The organism is Streptomyces sp. NPDC086777 (assembly GCF_040702065.1).
Lineage (GTDB): Bacteria > Actinomycetota > Actinomycetes > Streptomycetales > Streptomycetaceae > Streptomyces.
This window is the reverse complement of record NZ_JBFBJI010000001.1, coordinates 462,037-482,147: the sequence shown is the minus strand read 5'-3', so window position 1 is coordinate 482,147 and position 20,111 is coordinate 462,037. Positions and strand designations below refer to the sequence as shown.

The 20,111-nt window shown below is 71.5% G+C and carries 14 protein-coding genes and 1 pseudogene; 12 read left to right on the top strand and 3 right to left on the bottom strand.

Annotated elements, in window-relative coordinates; translation table 11 throughout:
- A pseudogene (locus AB0472_RS02150) lies at positions 1 to 90 on the top strand (GntR family transcriptional regulator); the annotation flags it as partial.
- Between the two features lie 165 nt (positions 91 to 255).
- Here AB0472_RS02150 and AB0472_RS02145 read toward each other — a convergent pair.
- Complete coding sequence (locus tag AB0472_RS02145) at positions 256 to 1,869, bottom strand: NADH-ubiquinone oxidoreductase-F iron-sulfur binding region domain-containing protein (protein WP_366352548.1); 1,614 nt, start codon at positions 1,867 to 1,869, stop codon at positions 256 to 258.
- Positions 1,866 to 3,134 carry a cytochrome b/b6 domain-containing protein gene (locus AB0472_RS02140; protein ID WP_366352712.1) on the bottom strand — a complete coding sequence of 423 codons (1,269 nt, stop codon included), beginning with the start codon at positions 3,132 to 3,134 and terminating at the stop codon, positions 1,866 to 1,868. Before AB0472_RS02140 ends, AB0472_RS02145 begins: the two co-directional genes overlap by 4 nt.
- Positions 3,135 to 3,560: 426 nt before the next feature.
- Here AB0472_RS02140 and leuS point away from each other — a divergent pair, with 426 nt between their 5' ends.
- From leuS to holA, 9 genes are all read left to right on the top strand, one after another.
- The gene (gene leuS / locus AB0472_RS02135; protein ID WP_366352546.1) at positions 3,561 to 6,440 is read left to right on the top strand and encodes a leucine--tRNA ligase; all 2,880 of its coding nucleotides are present in this window, start codon (positions 3,561 to 3,563) and stop codon (positions 6,438 to 6,440) included.
- A 150-nt stretch (positions 6,441 to 6,590) separates the two neighbouring features.
- Positions 6,591 to 7,319, top strand: coding sequence for a hypothetical protein (locus AB0472_RS02130; RefSeq protein ID WP_366352545.1), 729 nt, complete (start codon positions 6,591 to 6,593; stop codon positions 7,317 to 7,319).
- 72 nt (positions 7,320 to 7,391) lie between these two features.
- Positions 7,392 to 8,237 (top strand): DegV family protein, encoded by an 846-nt coding sequence (locus AB0472_RS02125; protein ID WP_366352543.1) that lies wholly within the window; start codon positions 7,392 to 7,394, stop codon positions 8,235 to 8,237.
- Positions 8,238 to 8,368: 131 nt separating this feature from the next.
- The gene (locus tag AB0472_RS02120) at positions 8,369 to 9,505 is read left to right on the top strand and encodes a ComEA family DNA-binding protein (RefSeq protein WP_366352541.1); all 1,137 of its coding nucleotides are present in this window, start codon (positions 8,369 to 8,371) and stop codon (positions 9,503 to 9,505) included.
- Positions 9,502 to 12,075, top strand: a complete 2,574-nt coding sequence (locus AB0472_RS02115; RefSeq protein ID WP_366352540.1) for a ComEC/Rec2 family competence protein — start codon at positions 9,502 to 9,504, stop codon at positions 12,073 to 12,075. The genes AB0472_RS02120 and AB0472_RS02115 overlap by 4 nt, the downstream gene beginning before the upstream one ends.
- 13 nt (positions 12,076 to 12,088) lie before the next feature.
- Positions 12,089 to 12,940, top strand: coding sequence for an arylamine N-acetyltransferase (locus AB0472_RS02110; protein ID WP_366352710.1), 852 nt, complete (start codon positions 12,089 to 12,091; stop codon positions 12,938 to 12,940).
- Positions 12,941 to 13,113: 173 nt separating this feature from the next.
- The gene (locus tag AB0472_RS02105) at positions 13,114 to 13,995 is read left to right on the top strand and encodes a YceI family protein (protein ID WP_366352539.1); all 882 of its coding nucleotides are present in this window, start codon (positions 13,114 to 13,116) and stop codon (positions 13,993 to 13,995) included.
- Between the two features lie 71 nt (positions 13,996 to 14,066).
- A complete protein-coding gene (locus AB0472_RS02100; RefSeq protein ID WP_351954990.1) occupies positions 14,067 to 14,312 on the top strand; it encodes a hypothetical protein in 246 nt (81 codons plus the stop codon).
- A gap of 72 nt (positions 14,313 to 14,384) precedes the next feature.
- On the top strand, positions 14,385 to 15,377 hold the full coding sequence (gene holA / locus AB0472_RS02095; RefSeq protein ID WP_366352537.1) for a DNA polymerase III subunit delta: 993 nt from the start codon (positions 14,385 to 14,387) through the stop codon (positions 15,375 to 15,377).
- Between the two features lie 204 nt (positions 15,378 to 15,581).
- On the opposite strand, the gene rpsT is transcribed toward holA, so the two are convergent.
- Positions 15,582 to 15,848: a 30S ribosomal protein S20 gene (gene rpsT / locus AB0472_RS02090; protein ID WP_089106790.1), complete on the bottom strand. Its 267-nt coding sequence runs from the start codon at positions 15,846 to 15,848 to the stop codon at positions 15,582 to 15,584.
- A gap of 221 nt (positions 15,849 to 16,069) precedes the next feature.
- On the opposite strand from rpsT, the gene lepA reads away from it, so the two are divergent.
- Together lepA and AB0472_RS02080 are read left to right on the top strand one after the other, a co-directional pair.
- Positions 16,070 to 17,944 (top strand): translation elongation factor 4, encoded by a 1,875-nt coding sequence (gene lepA / locus AB0472_RS02085; RefSeq protein ID WP_366352535.1) that lies wholly within the window; start codon positions 16,070 to 16,072, stop codon positions 17,942 to 17,944.
- A gap of 273 nt (positions 17,945 to 18,217) precedes the next feature.
- A complete protein-coding gene (locus AB0472_RS02080; RefSeq protein WP_366352533.1) occupies positions 18,218 to 20,092 on the top strand; it encodes an AMP-dependent synthetase/ligase in 1,875 nt (624 codons plus the stop codon).
- Positions 20,093 to 20,111 lie beyond the last annotated feature (19 nt).

The window sequence follows — 20,111 nt, the reverse complement described above, 5'->3', positions numbered from 1 at the left end:
AGCTCCCCGGTCCCATTGTACTTCCAGCTCGCCCAGCAGCTGGAAGCGGCGATCGAGCACGGCTCGCTCACCCCCGGCAGCCTGCTGGGACCATCCGAACGGATGGTCCGCCTTCGACGTTGTTCCGGTCATTATCGTCCAGCAAACGCGCGGAAACCCCGTCCGCGTGCACATCCCCCGCCGGACTCCTCCTCGCACGCGTGGGGCGGGCCACCCGGTCAGGGTGACCTGCCCCACACGTGCGCGTGCATGCGATCAGCGTCCCAGCGCCCGGCGGCCGCGGCCCTGCGAGAGAACCGGCAGGTTCTTGGCCGGCGCCTGCGAGCGGGTGTCCTCCTCCAGGCGCAGGGCGAGCGCCGGGCAGCGGCGCACCGCCCGCAGCGCCTTGGCCTCCGCGAACCGGGGCACCTTCGCCTGCGCGACCGTCGGGAACCCGTCCGCGCCCAGCTCGAAGACCTCCGGGAGGATGTCCGCGCACAGGCCGTGGCCCCGGCACAGCGTCCAGTCCACATAGATCTTCTGCCGGCTGCCGGCGCCGTTGTCCTCGGGCTCTCCGCCGCCCGGGATGCCGGTCGGCATCTTGCCGTCCTCGAAGAGCGGCAGAACGCCCTCCACGGGCCGTCCGCAGCCGTTTCCGAGAACGTGCGCGGCCAGGTCGTCGGTGAACGCCTTGATCGTCGACTCGAGGAACATCGCGGAGCCGTCCGGGTGCGAGCAGGCCCCGCGCCGCTTCACGTTCTTCGCGACCTGTTTGAGCGCCTCCAGGGCGGCCGGTCCGCCGCCGTTGAGGATGTCCTCCATGCCACGCGCGGCCGCCGGCAGACCCAGGTAGCAGGGACCGCACTGTCCCGCGCTCTCCTCCGCCAGCCACTGGGCGACCCGCAGCGACTCGCCCAGCGGGCAGGTCTCCTGCGTGATCGGCAGGATGGCGCCCGCGCCCAGCGCGCCGCCGACCGCGTCGAGCGAGTTGCGGGAGACGATCGCCTCGTTGACCGTGGCCGCGTCGATCCACTTGCCGTGGTAGCCACCGGTCAGCACGCCCTGCGGCACCGGCGGCGCACCGGCCAGTTGCAGGACGTAACGCAGCGGCACACCCGTGGGCACCTCGATCACCATGGGACGGGCGACCGCGCCGGAGACCGTCAGCATGACGGTGCCCGGCTCGTCGTACAGGCCGGTGTTGCCGTAGCGCTCCGGGCCGATCCGGGCGGCGATCGCCAGCTGCGCGAACGTCTCCGCGTTCGAGAGCAGGGTGGGCGCGCCGCCGACGCCGTTCTGCGAGGCGCTTGTCTTGCGGCCGGGCGGGATGGCCGGGCCGCCGTCGATCGACCGGATCAGCGACGCGGCGGCGCCGGTCACCATGCGGACCGGGTTGCGCTGGACGAACGCCTTCAACGCCGAACGCCGGCCGTTGCTCAGACCGCGCTCCGCGAGCGCCTGCTCCATGGAGCGCTGCGTGGACTCCCGGGTGACCCCCACCACGAGCGTGCGGGCACCCAGCGCCTCGGCGCACAGCAGCGCGCCGTCCAGGATCAGATGCGGGGCACGGTTGATCAGCACGGTGTCCTTGCGGCAGGCCGGCTCGTCCTCACTGCCGTTGACGACGACGACCGGCCGTACGCCACGCTTGATCGCGGCCTCGGCGACCGAACGCAGCTTCTTGTGGAAGGGGAAGCCCGCGCCGCCGCGGCCCTTCAGGTTGATGCGTTCGGAGAGCTGCGCGAGCTGCTCCCCGCCGAGGGGCTCGAGCGGCCCGTGCACCTTGAGGTGCATGGGCAGATCGAGTCTTTCGACAAGGTCGAAGCCCGACGTGAGCTGAGGAAGACCGACCACGCGGACTTCTGGGACGTCGGGCAGGGCCTCGTTCACCTATAGCCTCCGGAAGGCGTGTTCCAAGGTTCGCCCGAACCCGGGGCGTCGAAGGACGCACCGGGCGGTGGTTCGTTGGCGGGACCGCTGTTGTACGTGTCATTCGAGTTGTACGTCCCGTACCGGGCATTCGTCTCACCCGTGTCGTACACATCACGTCCGCCCGTGCCACCGGCGCCCGGATTGCCATAGGCCGGGATGTTGTATCCGGTGTCCTGCATGGGGTCGTACGCCGACCGGGGCGCCTCGCCGACCGGCGGCGGCGACGGGATCGGCCAGCTGCCCGAGGTGCTGGACGGGTTGTCCACGCGCTCCATCCGCGCGGTCTGGCCGGCCGCGAACGGCGACTGCGGCTGGCCGGGCGCGGCCGTCGCCCGGTAGGCGGCGGCGAAGCCGGACGCCGGGTCGGGGCCGGGTGCGGCGGCCGCCGCGGACGGGAACAGCGGGTTCGGCTGGGAGGGCGCCGTGCCGCCGCGCGACGACCTCGGCTCGCGCTCACGCGTGACCTCGTAGCCCGGCAGCCCGGACTCGCCCACCCGGGCACGGCTGGCGTCCAGATCGTCCAGCTCCGGCCGTTCCGAACTGCCGAGGACGGAGACGAGACGGTCGGCGACCTTCCGCTTGAACGGGCGCGGGGCGGCGCGCAGCGCCAGCGCCGCCATCACGCCGATCAGGCACAGGTCGTACGAGATCATGAAGAACGGCTTCGCCGCACGGCCCGCGTACAGGCCGTGGATGAGGGCGGCGCACCAGGCCGGGTAGGCGAGCATGTGCATGGCCCGCCAGCGGGCCGCGACGACGGCCGGGGCGGCGAAGTTGCTGCGCAGGGCGCCGGTGACACCCACGAAGATCATCAGCAGTCCGGCCAGTGAACCGAGCCCGATCAGGCCGGCGCTTCCGGTGATGCCGAGCGAGAACGGAATGATCGCGGCGATCACCACGGTGTGATCCAGTGCGATCTTCGTGACGATGTGCACCAGCAGGAACGCGATCGAGGCGACCGCGGTCGTCCGGTGCACCGCCTGGCCGACGATCCGCTGGCGGGTGTTGAGGAAGATGCGGTCCTGTGCGATCAGACCCCAGATCACCGAACAGCTCAGCGAGACGAGCGAGAGCACGCCTGCACCGAAGTTCAGGAACGATTGGAACTGGCTGCCTCCGGTCAGCACAACCACGGGTATCAGCAACAGGACGACAGCGGACGCCACCCCCCAGGCCGAGCGGCCTGGCTTGGGAAGCGAGCTGTTACTACGACGAGGGTTCATGGGGGCAACTCCGAGCAGTTCGGGAAAGCGGTCCCGGTGCCGCAGCCTAAGTGGCGCCATACCGATCAGTACGAGGTTTGAGTTATTGCGTTGTTATCAAAGAGCGATGCAGCCCTTGCGGTGTCCCTTAGCGGGCGTTACGCGAAGTAATTTTTGAACCTGGTTCAACTCTCGTCCCGATGGTCGCCTCAGACGCACGTGTCAACCACTGATACGTAAGCGCGTCGCGGCTTGCTCAAGCGCTGCGGTACTCTGACGCCATGCGTGCCGTACGCCTTCTGCTTAGCGGGCCGCGCTGATCAGTCCCGACCGCCGCAAGAACGGCTGGTCGGCATCGGCGCGGCGTCCCCTCCTGTGCGAGGGGATTTTTCGTTTCTAGAACGTTCGCAGCCGCAGGCAGAGACGACCGATGGAGCTTTGAGGATCATGAGCGAGACGAACCCCGCTGCCGCCGCCACGTCGGCGGAGGCCGCGCCGCACCGCTACACGGCCGCTCTGGCGGCCGAGATCGAGGCACGCTGGCAGGACTTCTGGGACGCCGACGGCACCTACGCGGCACCGAACCCCACGGGCGACCTGGCCGGCGACCCCGAGGTGGTCGCCCGGCCCAAGAAGTTCATCATGGACATGTTCCCGTACCCGTCCGGTGCGGGCCTGCATGTCGGGCACCCCCTGGGCTACATCGCCACCGACGTCTTCGCCCGCTTCCAGCGGATGAACGGCCACAACGTCCTGCACACCCTGGGCTTCGACGCCTTCGGCCTGCCCGCCGAGCAGCACGCCGTGCAGACCGGCGAGCACCCCCGGGTGACCACCGAGGCCGCCATCAACAACATGAAGTCCCAGCTGCGCCGGCTGGGTCTGGGCCACGACAAGCGCCGGTCGTTCGCCACGATCGACCCGGACTACTACAGGTGGACCCAGTGGATCTTCCTGCAGATCTTCAACTCCTGGTACGACGACGAGGCGGACAAGGCCCGCCCGATCTCCGAGCTGATCGCCCAGTTCGAGTCCGGTGAACGCGCCGTACCGGGCCACACGCGCGCGTGGCACGAGCTGACCGCGACCGAGCGCGGCGACGTCCTGGGCGAGTTCCGCCTGGCCTACGCCTCCGACGCGCCGGTCAACTGGTGCCCCGGCCTGGGTACCGTGCTGGCCAACGAGGAGGTCACCGCCGACGGCCGCTCCGAGCGCGGCAACTTCCCCGTCTACAAGGCCAAGCTGCGCCAGTGGAACATGCGCATCACCGCTTACGCCGACCGGCTGCTGGACGACCTGAACGAGCTGGACTGGCCCGAGGCCATCAAGCTGCAGCAGCGCAACTGGATCGGCCGCAGCGAAGGCGCCCGCGTCGACTTCCCGATCGACGGCGAGAAGATCACCGTCTTCACCACCCGCCCGGACACCCTGTTCGGCGCGACCTACATGGTGCTGGCCCCCGAGCACCCGCTGGTCGACCGGTTCGTCCCGGACGCCTGGCCCGAGGCCACCCACGACGTGTGGACCGGCGGCCACGCCACGCCCGCGGAGGCCGTCGCCGCGTACCGCGCGCAGGCCGGCGCCAAGTCCGACGTGGAGCGGCAGGCCGAGGCCAAGGACAAGACGGGTGTCTTCACCGGCGCCTACGCGACCAACCCGGTCAACGGCGACAAGATCCCGGTGTTCATCGCCGACTACGTCCTGATGGGCTACGGCACCGGCGCGATCATGGCCGTGCCGGCGGGCGACCAGCGCGACTTCGAGTTCGCGCGCGCCTTCGAGCTGCCGATCGTCTGCATCGTCGAGCCGACCGACGGCCGCGGCACCGACACATCGACGTGGGAGGACGCCTTCGGCTCCTACGACGCGAAGATCGTCAACTCCTCCAACGACGACATCAGGCTGGACGGCCTGCCGGTCGCCGAGGCCAAGGCCCGCATCACCGAGTGGCTGGCCCGCAAGGGCATCGGCGAGGGCACGGTCAACTTCCGCCTGCGCGACTGGCTGTTCAGCCGCCAGCGCTACTGGGGCGAGCCCTTCCCGATCGTCTACGACGAGGACGGCGTCGCCCACGCGCTGCCCGAGTCGATGCTGCCGCTGGAACTGCCCGAGGTCGAGGACTACTCGCCGCGCACCTTCGACCCGGAGGACGCCGACACCCGGCCCGAGACGCCGCTGTCGCGCAACGAGGACTGGGCCAACGTCACGCTGGACCTGGGCGACGGGCCGAAGAAGTACCGCCGCGAGACCAACACCATGCCCAACTGGGCCGGTTCCTGCTGGTACGAGCTGCGCTACCTGGACCCGCACAACAGCGAGCAGCTGGTCGACCCGCAGATCGAGCAGTACTGGATGGGCCCGCGCGCGGGCATGCCGCACGGCGGTGTCGACCTGTACGTCGGCGGCGCCGAGCACGCCGTGCTGCACCTGCTGTACGCCCGGTTCTGGTCGAAGGTCCTGTACGACCTGGGGCATGTCTCGTCCGCCGAGCCGTTCCACAAGCTGTTCAACCAGGGCATGATCCAGGCCTACGTCTACCGCGACGGCCGCGGCTTCCCGGTGCCCGCCGCCGAGGTCGAGGAACTGGGCGGCGAGTACTACTACCAGGGCGAGAAGGTCACCCGCCTGCTGGGCAAGATGGGCAAGTCCCTGAAGAACGCGGTGACTCCGGACGAGATCTGCGCCGAGTACGGCGCCGACACCCTGCGCCTGTACGAGATGGCGATGGGTCCGCTGGACGTGTCCCGGCCGTGGGACACGCGCGCGGTGGTCGGCCAGTTCCGGCTGCTGCAGCGGCTGTGGCGCAACATCGTCGACGAGGCCACCGGCGAGGTCACCGTGACCGACGTCGAGGCGGACGAGGAGACGCTGCGCGTCCTGCACAAGGTGATCGACGGTGTCCGCCAGGACCTGGAGGGGCTGCGTTTCAACACGGCCATCGCCAAGGTCACCGAGCTGAACAACCACCTGACGAAGGCGGGCGGCGCGGTGCCGCGTCCGGTCGCCGAGCCGCTGGTGCTGATGATCGCCCCGCTGGCCCCGCACATCGCCGAGGAGCTGTGGCGCAAGCTGGGCCACAGCGACTCGGTCGTGCACCGGGACTTCCCGGTCGCGGACCCTGAGTACGTCGTCGACGAGACCGTGACCTGCGTCGTGCAGATCAAGGGCAAGGTCAAGGCCCGCCTGGAGGTGTCGCCCGCCATCTCCGACGAGGAGCTGGAGAAGGCGGCGCTGGCCGACGAGCTGGTCGTGAAGGCGCTGGGCGGCGCAGGGATCCGCAAGGTGATCGTCCGCGCGCCGAAGCTGGTGAACATCGTCACGGTGTGACATTCGCGGCCATCTCCGGGTGGTCCCCTACGGGCAGGTTCGGGGTTCTTGCGGAACTCCGGGCCTGCCCTTTGCGTTTACCGTTGAGGGGCACGGCCACCCACGCCGTGCCCGGGAAAGGCCGGGTGGTGGGCAGCGAGGAGGAGCACCGTGGAAACAGTGATCGCCGTGTTCGCCGTGCTCTTCCTGCTCTTCGTCGCCGGTGGGGCGTACGTCACGTTCAAGGCGGTCGGCGCGGCCAAGCGCGGCGTGGACCGCACGATCACCCAGGCCCGGCGCACGGTCGAGGAGCACACGCTGCGCGCCAAGTCCATGGTCCAGATCGGTCCGGCGGGCGAGATCGCCCAGCTCCGGCTCGCCCTGCGCACCTCGATGCGGGCCACCCAGGACGCGTTGCACGCGGGCGCCGCCGAGGACGAGTCGCTCAAGGAGTCCCTCGGCCTCTTCCAGCGGCTCAGCGCCCACGGGCACGAACTGGACGGTGAACTCAGGCGCCTGGAGACCGAACCGGACCGGGCCACGCTCGCCACCCGCCTGCCCGAGCTGCGCCGCCGCGCCGAGCAGATCACCGGGTCCGCGGACGCGCTGCGCTGGGCGGCCCGCGACCGGGCCCACCGCTTCGCCGACGACGACCTGGACACTCTGAGCACCCAGATCGGTGTCGAGGCGGACGCCCTGCGGCACTGGACCCGGCCGGACCCGGTCGGGCAGACCCCGCCGTGGCCCGAGGCCGCCGTCGGTCCAGGTGACCGCCAGACCTGGCCCGAGCAACCCCGGCCGGCCGCGGCCGGGGAGCCGGTGCAGCCCGCGATCACCCCGCCCGGCCGGCCCCGGGCGTACCCCTGGCAGAAGAAGCCCCGGCCGGAGAGCACCACTTGATCCGGCCGGTCACGGTCCGGGCGGCCGGGGGCGGGCTGCCGCACCCGGGCTACGCCAGGTAACCTCCAGCTCATGTCCCGCCATGTCGCGATCGTCACCGATTCAACGGCCTACCTGCCGCCGCGGACGGTGGAGCGCCACGGCATCACCGTGGTGCCGCTGACCGTGGTCCTCGGCGACCGGGCACTCGAAGAGGGCACCGAGATCTCGACGCGTTCCCTGGCCCAGGCTCTGCAGAAGCGGCGCCCCGTCACCACCTCCCGGCCCAGCCCCGAGGTGTTCGCCGAAACCTACCGAAGGGTCGCCGGGACCGGGGCCACCGGAATCGTCTCGCTCCACCTCTCCGCCGAACTGTCGGGCACCTACGACGCGGCTGTCGTCGCTGCCCGGGAGGCCCCGGTTCCGGTGCGTGTGGTGGACACCGGGATGGTCGCGATGGCCCTCGGCTTCTGCGCGCTGGCGGCGGCGGAGGCCGCCGAGGCGGGCGGCACCGTCGACGAGGCCGTCACGGCGGCGGAGAAGCGGGCCGCCGGCACCTCCGCGTACTTCTACGTCGACACCCTCGACTATCTGCGCCGCGGCGGCCGCATCGGCGCGGCCCAGGCCCTGTTCGGTTCCGCGCTCGCCGTGAAGCCCCTGCTCCAGCTGGACGGCGGACGGATCGAGCTCCTGGAGAAGGTGCGGACGGCGTCCCGGGCCATCGCCCGCCTCGAGGAGCTCACCGCCGAGCGGGCGGGCGCCGCCGAGGTGGACATCGCCGTGCACCATCTCGCCGCCCCCGACCGGGCCTCGGCCCTCGCCGACCGGCTGCGGGCGCGGGTGTCAGGGCTCGCCGACCTGCACGTGAGCGAGGTCGGCGCGGTCATCGGGGCGCACACCGGCCCCGGGCTGCTCGGGGCGGTCGTCTCGCTGCGATGAGCCGTGGGTCTTGGGGCGCGCGCCTCGGCGCGATCACTCGTACGAGTGGCGGAGTTTTCCACAACGCGGGCGCCGTCCACGGAAACTGAGCAAGATCATCGCGGATCGGCGGGAAGCCCGATCCTCGTCGCATGGCACTTCGATCACGTTCTCGCGACTCACATGCGACCAGTGGCCCGGGCCGGGGCCCCACCTCCGACGGCCGCACCCGGAACCGGCGGTCCCCGGTCCGCACCCGCGCCCGCCACCGCCCCGCACCGGCGGACGAACTGCGCCGCAGGGCGGAACTCCTCTTCGGTGAACGGGCCGTCGCCAGGCCCGGGCCGGGGCAGGGACCGCCCACCGCGGAGACGGTGACCGGCACCGGCGCGGCGACCGGACTGACCGCGGCGACGACCGCGGTGCGCACTGCCACCGCGGGAGTACGTACCGCCGCGGCTGCGCTGTCCACGGCAGCGGCCGTGATGTCGTCGGCCCGCGCGCTGGCCGGCGAGGCCACCGCGCGCCGCGAGCCGCAGCTGTCCGGGCTGCGGTCCCGGGTCGGGCTCGCGGTACGAGAGCGGATGCCGGTGTGGCTCCAGACACGCTGCGGGCTGGAACGCCGGGGTGCGGTCGCCCTCGGGGCGGTCCTCGTCGTGGCCGCGGCACTGGCGGTGCAGCACTTCTGGACGAGCCGCACCGAGTCCGTCAGCGCGCCCGAGGTGGTGCGCGCGCAGGCGCCGTACGAGAAGGCCGAGGAGCAGGCCCCAGCCACCGGGACCACCACCACCGGATCTGGTACCGCCGCGGCCCCCGGCGTGCCCGGCGCGCCCACCGGAACCAGCGCGGCCGGTGCGGAGATCGTGGTGGATGTCACCGGGAAGGTCCGGGATCCGGGGGTCCACACGCTGCCGGCCGGCTCCCGCGTGACCGACGCGCTTCGGGCGGCGGGCGGGGTACGGCCCGGTACGGACACCGACGGACTCAACCGCGCCCGCTTCCTGACGGACGGTGAACAGATCGTCGTCGGGGGCCCCGCCCCGCCGGCCGCACCGGCTTCGGCCGCGGGCGGTCCGGCGACGGGAACGGGCCCGGCCGCCCCGCTCTCCCTGAACACCGCGACGCTCGACCAACTCGACGCCCTGCCCGGCGTCGGCCCGGTACTGGCCCAGCACATCCTCGACTTCCGCACCCAGCACGCCGGTTTTCGTTCGGTCGACGAACTCCGCCAGGTCAGGGGTATCGGCGACCGCCGCTACTCCGACCTTCGGGACCTGGTACGGCCATGAGCCGGGCAACCGGCGAAGCGGCGCCCGCACCCACGGCTGTGGGCCGGTCGGTGCCCGCCGGCCCGGGGCGGCGGACCGGGACCGCGTCCGCCCGGCAGGACGCGCGCGCCGACCTGCGGCTGGTGCCGCCGGCGCTGGCCGTGTGGGGCACCGCGGCCTTGGCACTGGACGCGCCGCCCGGGTGGACGGCTGCGGTCGCCGTCGTCTGTCTGGCCGTCGCGGTGATCCTGCTGGGGCTCGGCAGGGCCCGCACCCGATCTGTGACGGGAACCGCCGACGCCACGTCCGCCCGGCCGACGGGCTGGCGGCGGGCCTCGGTCGGCGCGCTGCTCCTCTGCGTCGCCGGGGCGGCCGCCTCCGCGGGGCTGCACGGGGCGGACGTACACCGCGGACCGGTTCCCGCTCTGGCCCGCGCGTACGCCACGGTGACCGTCGAGGTTGAGCTCACGGGCGACCCCTGGGCGGCCAGGCCACGCGTGCGGGGGGACCACGCCACGCCGGCCGCCGTACTGGTGCGCGGCGAGGTGCGTCAGGTGGAGCAGGGCGACGGGACCGTGGTGGCGACGCGTTCGCCGGTGCTGATGGCCGTGGACACGGGGGTACCGGCGCCCGGTGGCGGCGGCCGCGCGCGATGGCTCGGGCTGCTGCCCTCGACCCGGCTGAGGGTGAGCGGGCGGCTGGCGCCGGCCACGGCCGGCGGCGACCGGGTCGCGGCGCTGCTGCGGGTGCGGGAGCGTCCCGCGCCGGCGGTGGTGGGGGAGCCGAGCGGGCGGCAGCGGCTGGCCGGACGGTTGCGGGCCGGGTTGCGTGCGGCGACCGACGGCCTGCCCGAGGACGCGCGGGCGCTGCTGCCCGGGCTGGTCGTCGGGGACACCTCACGGATCACCCCGGAGCTGGACGAGGCGTTCGAGGCGACCGATCTCGCGCACACCCTCGCGGTGTCGGGCAGCAACCTCACCATCCTGCTCGCCCTGCTCATCGGACCGCCGGGACTGGCCCAGCAGACCGAGCGCCGGGGTCTGGCTCCGCGCCTGGGGCTGTCGTTGCGGGCGACCGCGCTGTTCGCGTCGGCGCTCACCCTCGCCTTCGTCGTCGTGTGCCGGCCGGACCCCAGCGTGCTGCGGGCCGCGACCTGCGGAGCGGTCGCCCTGCTCGCCCTGGCTACCGGCCGCCGCAGGTCCCTGGTCCCGGCACTGGCCACGGCGGTTCTGCTGCTGGTGCTCTACGACCCGTGGCTTGCGCGCAGTTACGGCTTCCTGCTGTCGGTGCTGGCGACGGGTTCGCTGCTGCTGCTGGCGCCCGGATGGAGCGAGGCGCTGCGGCGGCGCGGGGTGCCGGAGCGGCTGGCCGAGGGGCTGGCGGCGGCCGCGGCCGCGCAGGCGGTGTGCGGGCCGGTGGTCGCGGTGCTGTCGGCGCGGGTGAGTCTGGTGGCAGTGCCCTGCAACCTGCTGGCGGAGATCGCGGTCGCGCCGGCCACGGTCCTGGGGTTCGGGGCGCTCGCGGCGGCTCCGGTGGCGATGCCGGCGGCCAAGGTGCTGGCGTGGTGCGCGGGTTGGCCGGCCGGGTGGATCGCGGGCATCGCCAGGACCGGTGCCGGGCTGCCGGGTGCGGGCGTGGACTGGCCCGGGAACTGGACGGGGGCGCTGCTGCTGGCCGGGGTGACGGTGGCCGTCGTGGCGCTCGGGCGGCGGTTGCTGCGGCATCCGTGGTGGTGCGGGGTGCTGGGGGTACTGCTCGTGCTGCTGGTGGTGCGTCCGGCGCCGCTGGCCCGGGTGGTCACGGGCTGGCCGCCGCCCGGCTGGCGGCTCGCGATGTGCGACGTCGGCCAGGGGGACGCGACCGTGCTCGCGGCGGGTGCGGGCACGGGAGTGGTCGTGGACGCCGGACCCGATCCGGCACTGGTCGACCACTGCCTGCGCGAACTCGGCATCACCCGGATCCCGCTCCTGGTCCTCACCCACTTCCACGCGGACCATGTCGCGGGCCTGCCCGGGGTCTTGCGCGGCCGTGCGGTGGCGCAGATCGAGACGACAGGATTCGAGGAACCCGCGGACCAGGCCGAGTTCGTCAGAAGGCAGGCCGCCGAGCACCGGGTCCCGCTCACGCGGGCGGTCGCCGGGGAGCGGCGCAGGACCGGGCCGCTGGACTGGCGGGTGCTGTGGCCGCCCCCGGACCCGGCGGCCGAGCCGGACGGGCCGAACGATGCCAGTGTCGCCCTGCTGGTCCGTTCGGCCGGGCTGCGGATGCTGCTGCTCGGGGATCTCGAACCCCCGGCCCAGCAGGAGCTGCTGAGATCGCCTGCGGCGGCCGAGATGGCGCGGGTGGATGTGCTGAAGGTCGCCCACCACGGGTCCGCGTACCAGGACCCGCAGCTGCTGCGGCTGGCGGCGCCGCGGGTCGCGCTCATCTCCTGCGGGGCGGACAACCCGTACGGTCATCCGGCACCGGGCACGGTGGCCGAGTTGCGGGCCGTGGGGGCGGTGGTGCTGCGGACCGACCGGGACGGGGCGCTCGCCGTGACCGGCGGCGGGGGCGGGGAGGCGGGGGAGCTGCGCGTGGCGCGAGACTGAGGGCATGAACTCGGTGAACCCGGCGCAGATCGACGCCTACCTCGGCCGGCTCGGAGCCGTTCGCCCGGCCCGGCCCACTGTGGACGCCCTGCGCGAGCTGCACCTTCGGCACCTGCGGACGGTGCCCTTCGAGAACCTGTCGGTCCATCTCGGCGAGGAGATCGTGCTGGCCGAGGAGCGCCTGGTGGAGAAGGTGGTGGGCGCGGGGCGGGGCGGGTTCTGCTACGAACTCAACGGTGCCTTCGCGGTGTTGTTGACCGCGCTCGGTTTCGGGGTGACACCGCTGGCGGGGCGGGTGTACGGGGCGGACGGGCGGCTCGGGATCCCGTACGACCATCTCGCGCTGCGGGTGCGGACGGTGGACGGCGGTGAGTGGCTGGCCGACGTGGGGTTCGGGACGCACAGCCACTACCCGTTGGCGTTCGCGGAGCGGGGCGAGCAGGCCGATCCTGGCGGGACGTTCCGGATCGGGGAGGCCGGGCCGGACGAGGCGGGTGCGGTGGGCGGGGGCGGGGACCGCGTGGTGGGCGGGGACCTGGACGTGCTGCGCGACGGGGAGCCGCAGTACCGGCTGGAGGTCCGGCCGCGGGTGCTCGGGGACTTCACGGCCGGGGCGTGGTGGCACAGCACCTCGCCGTCGTCGCACTTCACCCGGTCGCTCGTCTGCTCCCGGCTCACCGGGGACGGCGGGCGGATCACGCTCAGCGACCGGACGCTGAAGTGGACGGCGGCCGACGGGACGCGTGAGGTGCGGGAGTTGGAGCACGAAGAGGAGGTGCTCGTGGTGTACCGGGAGCGGTTCGGGATCGTGCTGGACTGTGTGCCGACTGTGCGAAATCCAGGGAAAATCGACGGGAACGGCTAATTCGGGCTTCGTGGGAGAACGTGTTTCTACCGGCGTGTAGCGTGTTAGTCGTGCGTAGTTCCGGCGCATGCGCCTGATTCCCGTGATGTGGGCCCGAGTTGCCCCGAAAGCCGCATCGGTGATCGAATGTTCCTTCGTAACGGATGACGGCGAGGCGTACAGGGGTGGCGAGGATGTTCGGCCGCTTGATGGGAAACCGAACGAACCGGGTGCGACAGGCGAGTCCCCTCGCCGCGGTGCAGACCCCGCCCGACGCCGGGGTGCTGAGCTGCCGGGTGCTCGACCCGGTCAACGACCCGGTGACGAACGCCGAGTTCGCGATCAGCGACACCATGGGACGCACGGTGGTCAGCGGGGGCGTGGATCCCTATGGGTCGTTCGTGACGGCCGTGCCGGCCGGGGAGTACCGGCTGGCGGTGTCCGCCGAGGGGTTCGCGCCGTACCGGGCCACCGCACAGGTCGGCGAGAACTGCCTCGCCTCGCTCGGTGACGTCATCCTCCAGGTCGCCCAGCCGCCGGAGCTGCCGGCGCCGGGGGACTGGGAGATCGAGCCGACGCATTCCTCGATCGGTTTCACCGCCCGGCACATCGGACTGGCCCGGATCCACGGGCGGTTCAACTCGTTCGCGGGCGCGGTGCGGATCGGCGAACCGATGGAACGTTCCGCCATGCACGTCGTCATCGACGCCGCGACCATCGACACGGGCGTCCGGATGCGCGACGACCACCTGCGGTCGCCGGACTTCCTGGACGTGCAGCGTTTTCCGACGCTGGAGTTCTACGGCGACCGCTTCGTGCACCGGGGCGGCACCAGGTGGGGCGTCACCGGGGCGCTGTCCCTGCACGGCGTTACCCGCACGGTCACTCTCGACACGGAGTACCTCGGGCTCGGCAACGGCATGGAGGGGGAGGTGCGCGCGGCCTGCCGGGCCACCACCGAGCTCCACCGCGACGACTTCACCGTGAGCTGGCAGACCATGCTGGCGCGTGGGATCGCGGTGGTCGGGCCGAGCATCCGCGTCGACCTGGACGTGCAGATCGTCCCGAAGGGCTGAACCGGCCCCCGCGTTCCGCTCCCTTTCGCCACGGCTCGTACCGGTGGCCGGCGGTGCCCGAGAATGGGGCCGTGAGCGATGTGAGACATGTGCTGGTGCTGCCCGACCGGGACGCGGCCCAGGAGGCCTCCGAGGCCCTCGGGGAGCGGTTCGGGGTCGACGAGGAGCCGCGGCTGGTGCGGGACGCGCTGGCCGGCGAGGACGACGCCGAGGACGCACAGTGGCTGGTCCTGCTGAGGGACGAGCAGGGGCGGCTGGACCCGGCGGAGCTGGACGAGTTCGCCGGGGAGTGGGAGGGGTGGCGGGAGGAGCCGTAGGAGCGCGGCCGTCCCGGGGCGGCCGGGACGTGACCGGCCCTGTTGTCAGTGGGCCGTGGGATGCTTGGCGCGATGGCCAAGAAGACTGCTGATGACGATCTGCTCGCCCCGGTGACCCTGGCCGTGGGGCAGGAGGAGCTGCTGCTCGACCGCGCCGTGCAGCAGGTGGTGGCCGCTGCCCGGGCGGCCGACGCCGACACGGACGTACGGGACCTGAACCCCGACCAGTTGCAGCCCGGCACGCTGGCCGAGCTGACCAGCCCGTCCCTGTTCTCCGAGCGCAAGGTCGTGGTCGTGCGCAACGCGCAGGACCTGTCCGCCGACACGGTCAAGGACGTGAAGGCGTACCTCGGGTCGCCGGCCGAGGAGATCACGCTCGTGCTGCTGCACGCCGGCGGGGTCAAGGGCAAGGCGCTGCTCGACGCGGCGCGCAAGGCGGGAGCCCGGGAGGTCGCCTGCCCGAAGATGACCAAGCCGGCGGACCGGCTCGCGTTCGTGCGCAGCGAGTTCCGGGTGCTGGGGAGGTCCGCCACGCCCGAGGCCTGCCAGGCGCTCGTGGACGCCATCGGCAGCGATCTGCGGGAGCTCGCGTCGGCCGTCACCCAGCTCGCCGCGGACGTCGAGGGCACCATCGACGAGGCCGTTGTCGGCCGGTACTACACCGGGCGGGCCGAGGCGTCGAGCTTCACGGTGGCCGACCGCGCCGTGGAGGGGCGCACCGCGGAGGCGCTGGAGGCGCTGCGCTGGTCGCTGGCGACCGGTGTCGCCCCGGTGATGATCACGAGCGCGCTCGCGCAGGGCGTCCGGGCGATCGGGAAGCTCGCGGGCGCGCGGGGCGGGCAGCGGCCCGCGGATCTCGCACGGGAGCTCGGGATGCCGCCGTGGAAGATCGACCGGGTACGGCAGCAGATGCGCGGGTGGACACCGGACGGGGTCGCCGTGGCGCTGCGGGCCGTCGCCGAGGCCGACGCGGGCGTGAAGGGCGGCGGGGACGACCCCGAGTACGCCCTGGAGAAGGCCGTGGTGACGATCGCGCGGGCGGCGCGGTCGCGCGGCAGGGGATAGCAGGGCGCAGGGCGCGCGGAGGCGCCCGGGCATGCCGAAGGCCCCGGCGTCCGCCCTGGGGAAGGGCGAGGCACCGGGGCCCTTGGTTCAAGCTGTCGATCGACGCCCGCGTGGCGAACGCAGGCCGCGCGTCGATCCTCGGGTGCCGGCCGGGGGCGGATGAGAGAGGGCCCGCCCGGGTCCTTCCGGCGTCAAATCAAGTTTTCAGCCCTTGAGGGAAGCAACCTTGGAAGCAAGCGCCGACTTCTTGTTGGCGGCCTGGTTCTTGTGGATGACGCCCTTCGAGACGGCCTTGTCGAGCGCACGCGCGGCAGCGCGCTGCAGCTCGGTGGCCTTCTCGACGTCACCCGCGGCAGCGGCCTCACGGGCCTTGCGGACCGCGGTCTTCAGGGAGGACTTGACGGCCTTGTTGCGCAGCCGGGCCTTCTCGTTGGTCTTGATCCGCTTGATCTGGGACTTGATGTTCGCCACGAATGAGCCTTTTCAGGTTCTGGTACGGGGCCGCGAAGGTCCCGCACCGATGATTTCTTGAAGGTGTGCCTCGCGCTGAGAGGGCATGAGACACAGCCGCCCACACTACCAGCGGGCAGGAGAATGGCCCAAACCGGTCCCCGGTCCCTCGTCATGGGACCATGGAGACTACGTATCGATCCGACCCGAGGCATAAGGCGCCTCAAGAGACAGGACCCTGCGTGCCCGCGACCCCTAACAATGTGCCCGAGCCGAGCCGTACCGACCCGGCTCTGATCCGCAATTTCTGCATCATCGCGCACATCGACCACGGCAAGTCCACGCTCGCCGACCGGATGCTCCAGCTGACCGGCGTGGTCGAGCAGCGGCAGATGCGTGCTCAGTACCTCGACCGGATGGACATCGAGCGCGAGCGCGGCATCACGATCAAGTCCCAGGCGGTGCGTCTGCCCTGGGCCCCGACCGAGGGCCCGGACCAGGGCAGCACGCACATCCTCAACATGATCGACACCCCGGGGCACGTCGACTTCACCTACGAGGTCTCGCGGTCGCTGGCGGCCTGCGAGGGGACCGTCCTCCTCGTCGACGCCGCCCAGGGCATCGAGGCGCAGACCCTCGCCAACCTCTACCTGGCGATGGAGAACGACCTCACGATCATCCCCGTGCTCAACAAGATCGACCTGCCGGCCGCACAGCCGGAGAAGTTCGCCGAGGAACTGGCGAACCTGGTCGGCTGCGACCCGTCCGACGTGCTGAAGGTCTCCGCGAAGACCGGTCTCGGCGTCGACGCGCTGCTGAACAAGGTCGTCCAGGAGATCCCGGCGCCGGTCGGTGTCGCCGACGCGCCCGCCCGCGCCATGATCTTCGACTCGGTCTACGACTCCTACCGCGGTGTCGTGACGTACGTCCGTGTCATCGACGGCCAGCTCAACAAGCGTGAGCGGATCAAGATGATGTCGACGGGCGCCACCCACGAACTGCTGGAGATCGGCACCAACTCGCCGGAGATGCTGCCCGCCGACGGACTCGGCGTCGGCGAGGTCGGATATCTGATCACGGGTGTGAAGGACGTCCGCCAGTCCAAGGTCGGTGACACCGTCACCAGCCAGGCCAAGGGCGCCACCGAGGCGCTCGGCGGCTACAAGGACCCGAAGCCGATGGTCTTCTCCGGTCTGTATCCGCTGGACGGCTCCGACTACCCGGAGCTGCGCGAGGCCCTCGACAAGCTCCAGCTGAACGACGCCGCGCTCGTCTACGAGCCGGAGACCTCCGCCGCCCTCGGCTTCGGTTTCCGCGTCGGTTTCCTCGGCCTGCTGCACCTGGACGTGATCCGGGAGCGGCTGGAGCGCGAGTTCGGGCTCGACCTGATCGCCACCGCGCCGAACGTGGTCTACCGCGTCGTCATGGAGGACCGGACGGAGTTCACGGTCACCAACCCGAGCGAATTCCCCGAGGGGAAGATCAACGAGGTGTACGAGCCCGTCGTACGGGCCACGATCCTCGCGCCGACCGAGTTCATCGGTTCGATCATGGAGCTGTGCCAGACCCGGCGCGGCACCCTGCTCGGGATGGACTACCTGTCCGAGGACCGCGTCGAGATCCGGTACACGCTGCCCCTCGCGGAGATCGTCTTCGACTTCTTCGACCAGCTGAAGTCGAAGACCCGCGGTTACGCCTCGCTCGACTACGAGCCCACCGGTGAGCAGACCTCCAGCCTGGTCAAGGTCGACATCCTGCTGCACGGCGACAAGGTCGACGCGTTCTCGGCGATCACCCACAAGGACGCGGCGTACGCGTACGGTGTGCGGCTCGTCGCCAAGCTGCGCGAGCTGATTCCGCGGCAGGCCTTCGAGGTGCCCATCCAGGCCGCGATCGGCTCCCGGGTCATCGCCCGCGAGACCATCCGCGCCATCCGCAAGGACGTCCTCGCCAAGTGCTACGGCGGCGACATCTCCCGCAAGCGCAAGCTGCTGGAGAAGCAGAAGGAAGGCAAGAAGCGGATGAAGATGGTGGGTTCCGTGGAGGTTCCGCAGGAGGCCTTCATCGCGGTGCTCTCCAGCGATGACAGCGCGGGATCGGCCAAGAGCAAGAAGTAACCGCGGGTAACAATCGGTCGCGGCCGCAAATCGGGTGCAACGGGGGTTCGTCGTACGAAAGTGCGGCGGACCCCTACGCGTGCGTAGCGTCGCTCTGTGTGGACCGTGCGGCGAAACAGACAGGCCGATGCCCCTTACGCGCGGGCCGGTCGCGGCTTACTCTGATCCCTGCTCGATAGTTACTCGCGAGTTAAACAACCAGCGCGAACCCCACCGTGAGTAAACCCCAGCCGCACTGAGCCAGCCGCACCGTCGCGGGCCCCGGAGGATGTCGTGACCGACACACAGACACTGATCGAGAACCGACCGCCGTCCGTGGCGGCCCTCTTCCTGGATCGCGTGGCGGCCACACCGGACGCCGAGGCCTACCGTTACCCGGTGCCCGCGGCCTCCGGGCAGGGCCCGGACGAATGGAAGTCGCTCAGCTGGGCGCAGGCGGCCGAGCGGGTCTACGCGATCGCGGCCGGCCTCATCGAACTCGGCATCGAGCCCGAGCAGCGAGTCGCCCTCGCCTCCTCCACCCGCGTCGAGTGGATCCTCGCCGACCTCGGCATCCTGTGCGCCGGTGCCGCGACCACGACGGTCTACCCGCAGACCAACGCCGAGGAGTCGGCGTTCATCCTCTCCGACTCCGAGAGCCGGGTACTGATCGCGGAAGACGCGGCGCAGGTCGCCAAGGTCCTCGAGAAGCGCCCCGAGCTGCCCGAGCTCACCCAGGTCGTCGTGATCGACCCGGCCGGCGCCGAGACCGGCGACTGGGTGATCACCCTCGCCGAACTGGAGCAGCGCGGCGCCAGGTACCTGGAGAAGCACCCCGAGCTGATCAAGGAGCGGGTCGGCGCGATCACCAAGGACCAGCTCGCCACCCTCATCTACACCTCCGGCACCACCGGCCGCCCCAAGGGCGTACGGCTGCCGCAGGACAACTGGTCGTACATGGCGAAGGCGATCGCCGCGACCGGGCTGATCAGCGCCGAGGACGTGCAGTACCTGTGGCTGCCGCTCGCCCACGTCTTCGGGAAGGTGCTCACCTCCGGGCAGATCGAGGTCGGCCACGTCACCGCCGTCGACGGTCGCGTCGACAAGATCATCGAGAATCTGCCGGTCGTGCAGCCGACGTACATGGCCGCCGTGCCCCGCATCTTCGAGAAGGTCTACAACGGCGTCGCCGCGAAGGCCCGCGCCGGCGGCGCCGCCAAGTACAAGATCTTCCAGTGGGCGGCCGACGTCGCCCGCGAGTACGCCAAGGTCACCCAGGACAACTTCCGCCGTACCGGCGCCGCGACCGCGCCCTTCGGGCTCGCCGCCAAGCACAAGGTCGCCGACGGCCTCGTCTACTCCAAGCTGCGGGAGGCCTTCGGCGGCCGGCTGCGCGCCTGCGTCTCCGGGTCGGCGGCGCTGGCACCCGAGATCGGCTACTTCTTCGCCGGCGCCGGCGTGCACATCCTGGAGGGCTACGGCCTCACCGAGTCCTCCGCCGCGTCCTTCGTGAACCCAGGCGAGGCCTACCGCACCGGTACGGTCGGCAAGCCGCTGCCCGGCTGCGAGGTGCGGATCGCCGACGACGGCGAGATCCTGCTGCGCGGCCCCGGCATCATGCAGGGCTACCACGGGCTGCCCGAGAAGACGGCGGAGGTGCTGGAGGCCGACGGCTGGTTCCACACCGGGGACATCGGCGAGCTGTCCCCCGACGGCTATCTGCGGATCACCGACCGCAAGAAGGACCTCATCAAGACGTCCGGCGGCAAGTACATCGCCCCCGCCGAGGTGGAGGGACAGTTCAAGGCGGTCTGCCCCTACGTCTCCAACATCCTCGTGCACGGCGCCGACCGGAACTTCTGCACCGCTCTGATCGCCCTCGACGAGGTCGCGATCCTGGAGTGGGCCAGGGAGAACGGCCTGGACGGCAGGTCCTACGCCGAGGTGGTGGCCGCGCCGGCGACCGTCGAGATGGTCGACGGGTACGTCAAGCAGCTCAACGAGGGGCTGCAGCGGTGGCAGACCATCAAGAAGTTCCGGCTGCTGCCCCGGGACCTCGACGTGGAGCACGGGGAGATCACGCCGAGCCTGAAGCTGAAGAGGCCGGTCGTGGAGCGGGAGTACAAGCACCTCATCGACGAGATGTACGCGGGGACCCGGGAGGCCTGAGGGCCGAGGGCCTCGCCGT

Coding starts and splice junctions, on each gene's coding strand:
- AB0472_RS02140 (WP_366352712.1), bottom strand. CDS start 3,134: ATGAACCCTCGTCGTAGTAACAGCTCGCTTCCCAAGCCAGGCCGCTCG.
- leuS (WP_366352546.1), top strand. CDS start 3,561: ATGAGCGAGACGAACCCCGCTGCCGCCGCCACGTCGGCGGAGGCCGCG.
- AB0472_RS02125 (WP_366352543.1), top strand. CDS start 7,392: ATGTCCCGCCATGTCGCGATCGTCACCGATTCAACGGCCTACCTGCCG.
- AB0472_RS02120 (WP_366352541.1), top strand. CDS start 8,369: ATGGCACTTCGATCACGTTCTCGCGACTCACATGCGACCAGTGGCCCG.
- AB0472_RS02115 (WP_366352540.1), top strand. CDS start 9,502: ATGAGCCGGGCAACCGGCGAAGCGGCGCCCGCACCCACGGCTGTGGGC.
- AB0472_RS02105 (WP_366352539.1), top strand. CDS start 13,114: ATGTTCGGCCGCTTGATGGGAAACCGAACGAACCGGGTGCGACAGGCG.
- holA (WP_366352537.1), top strand. CDS start 14,385: ATGGCCAAGAAGACTGCTGATGACGATCTGCTCGCCCCGGTGACCCTG.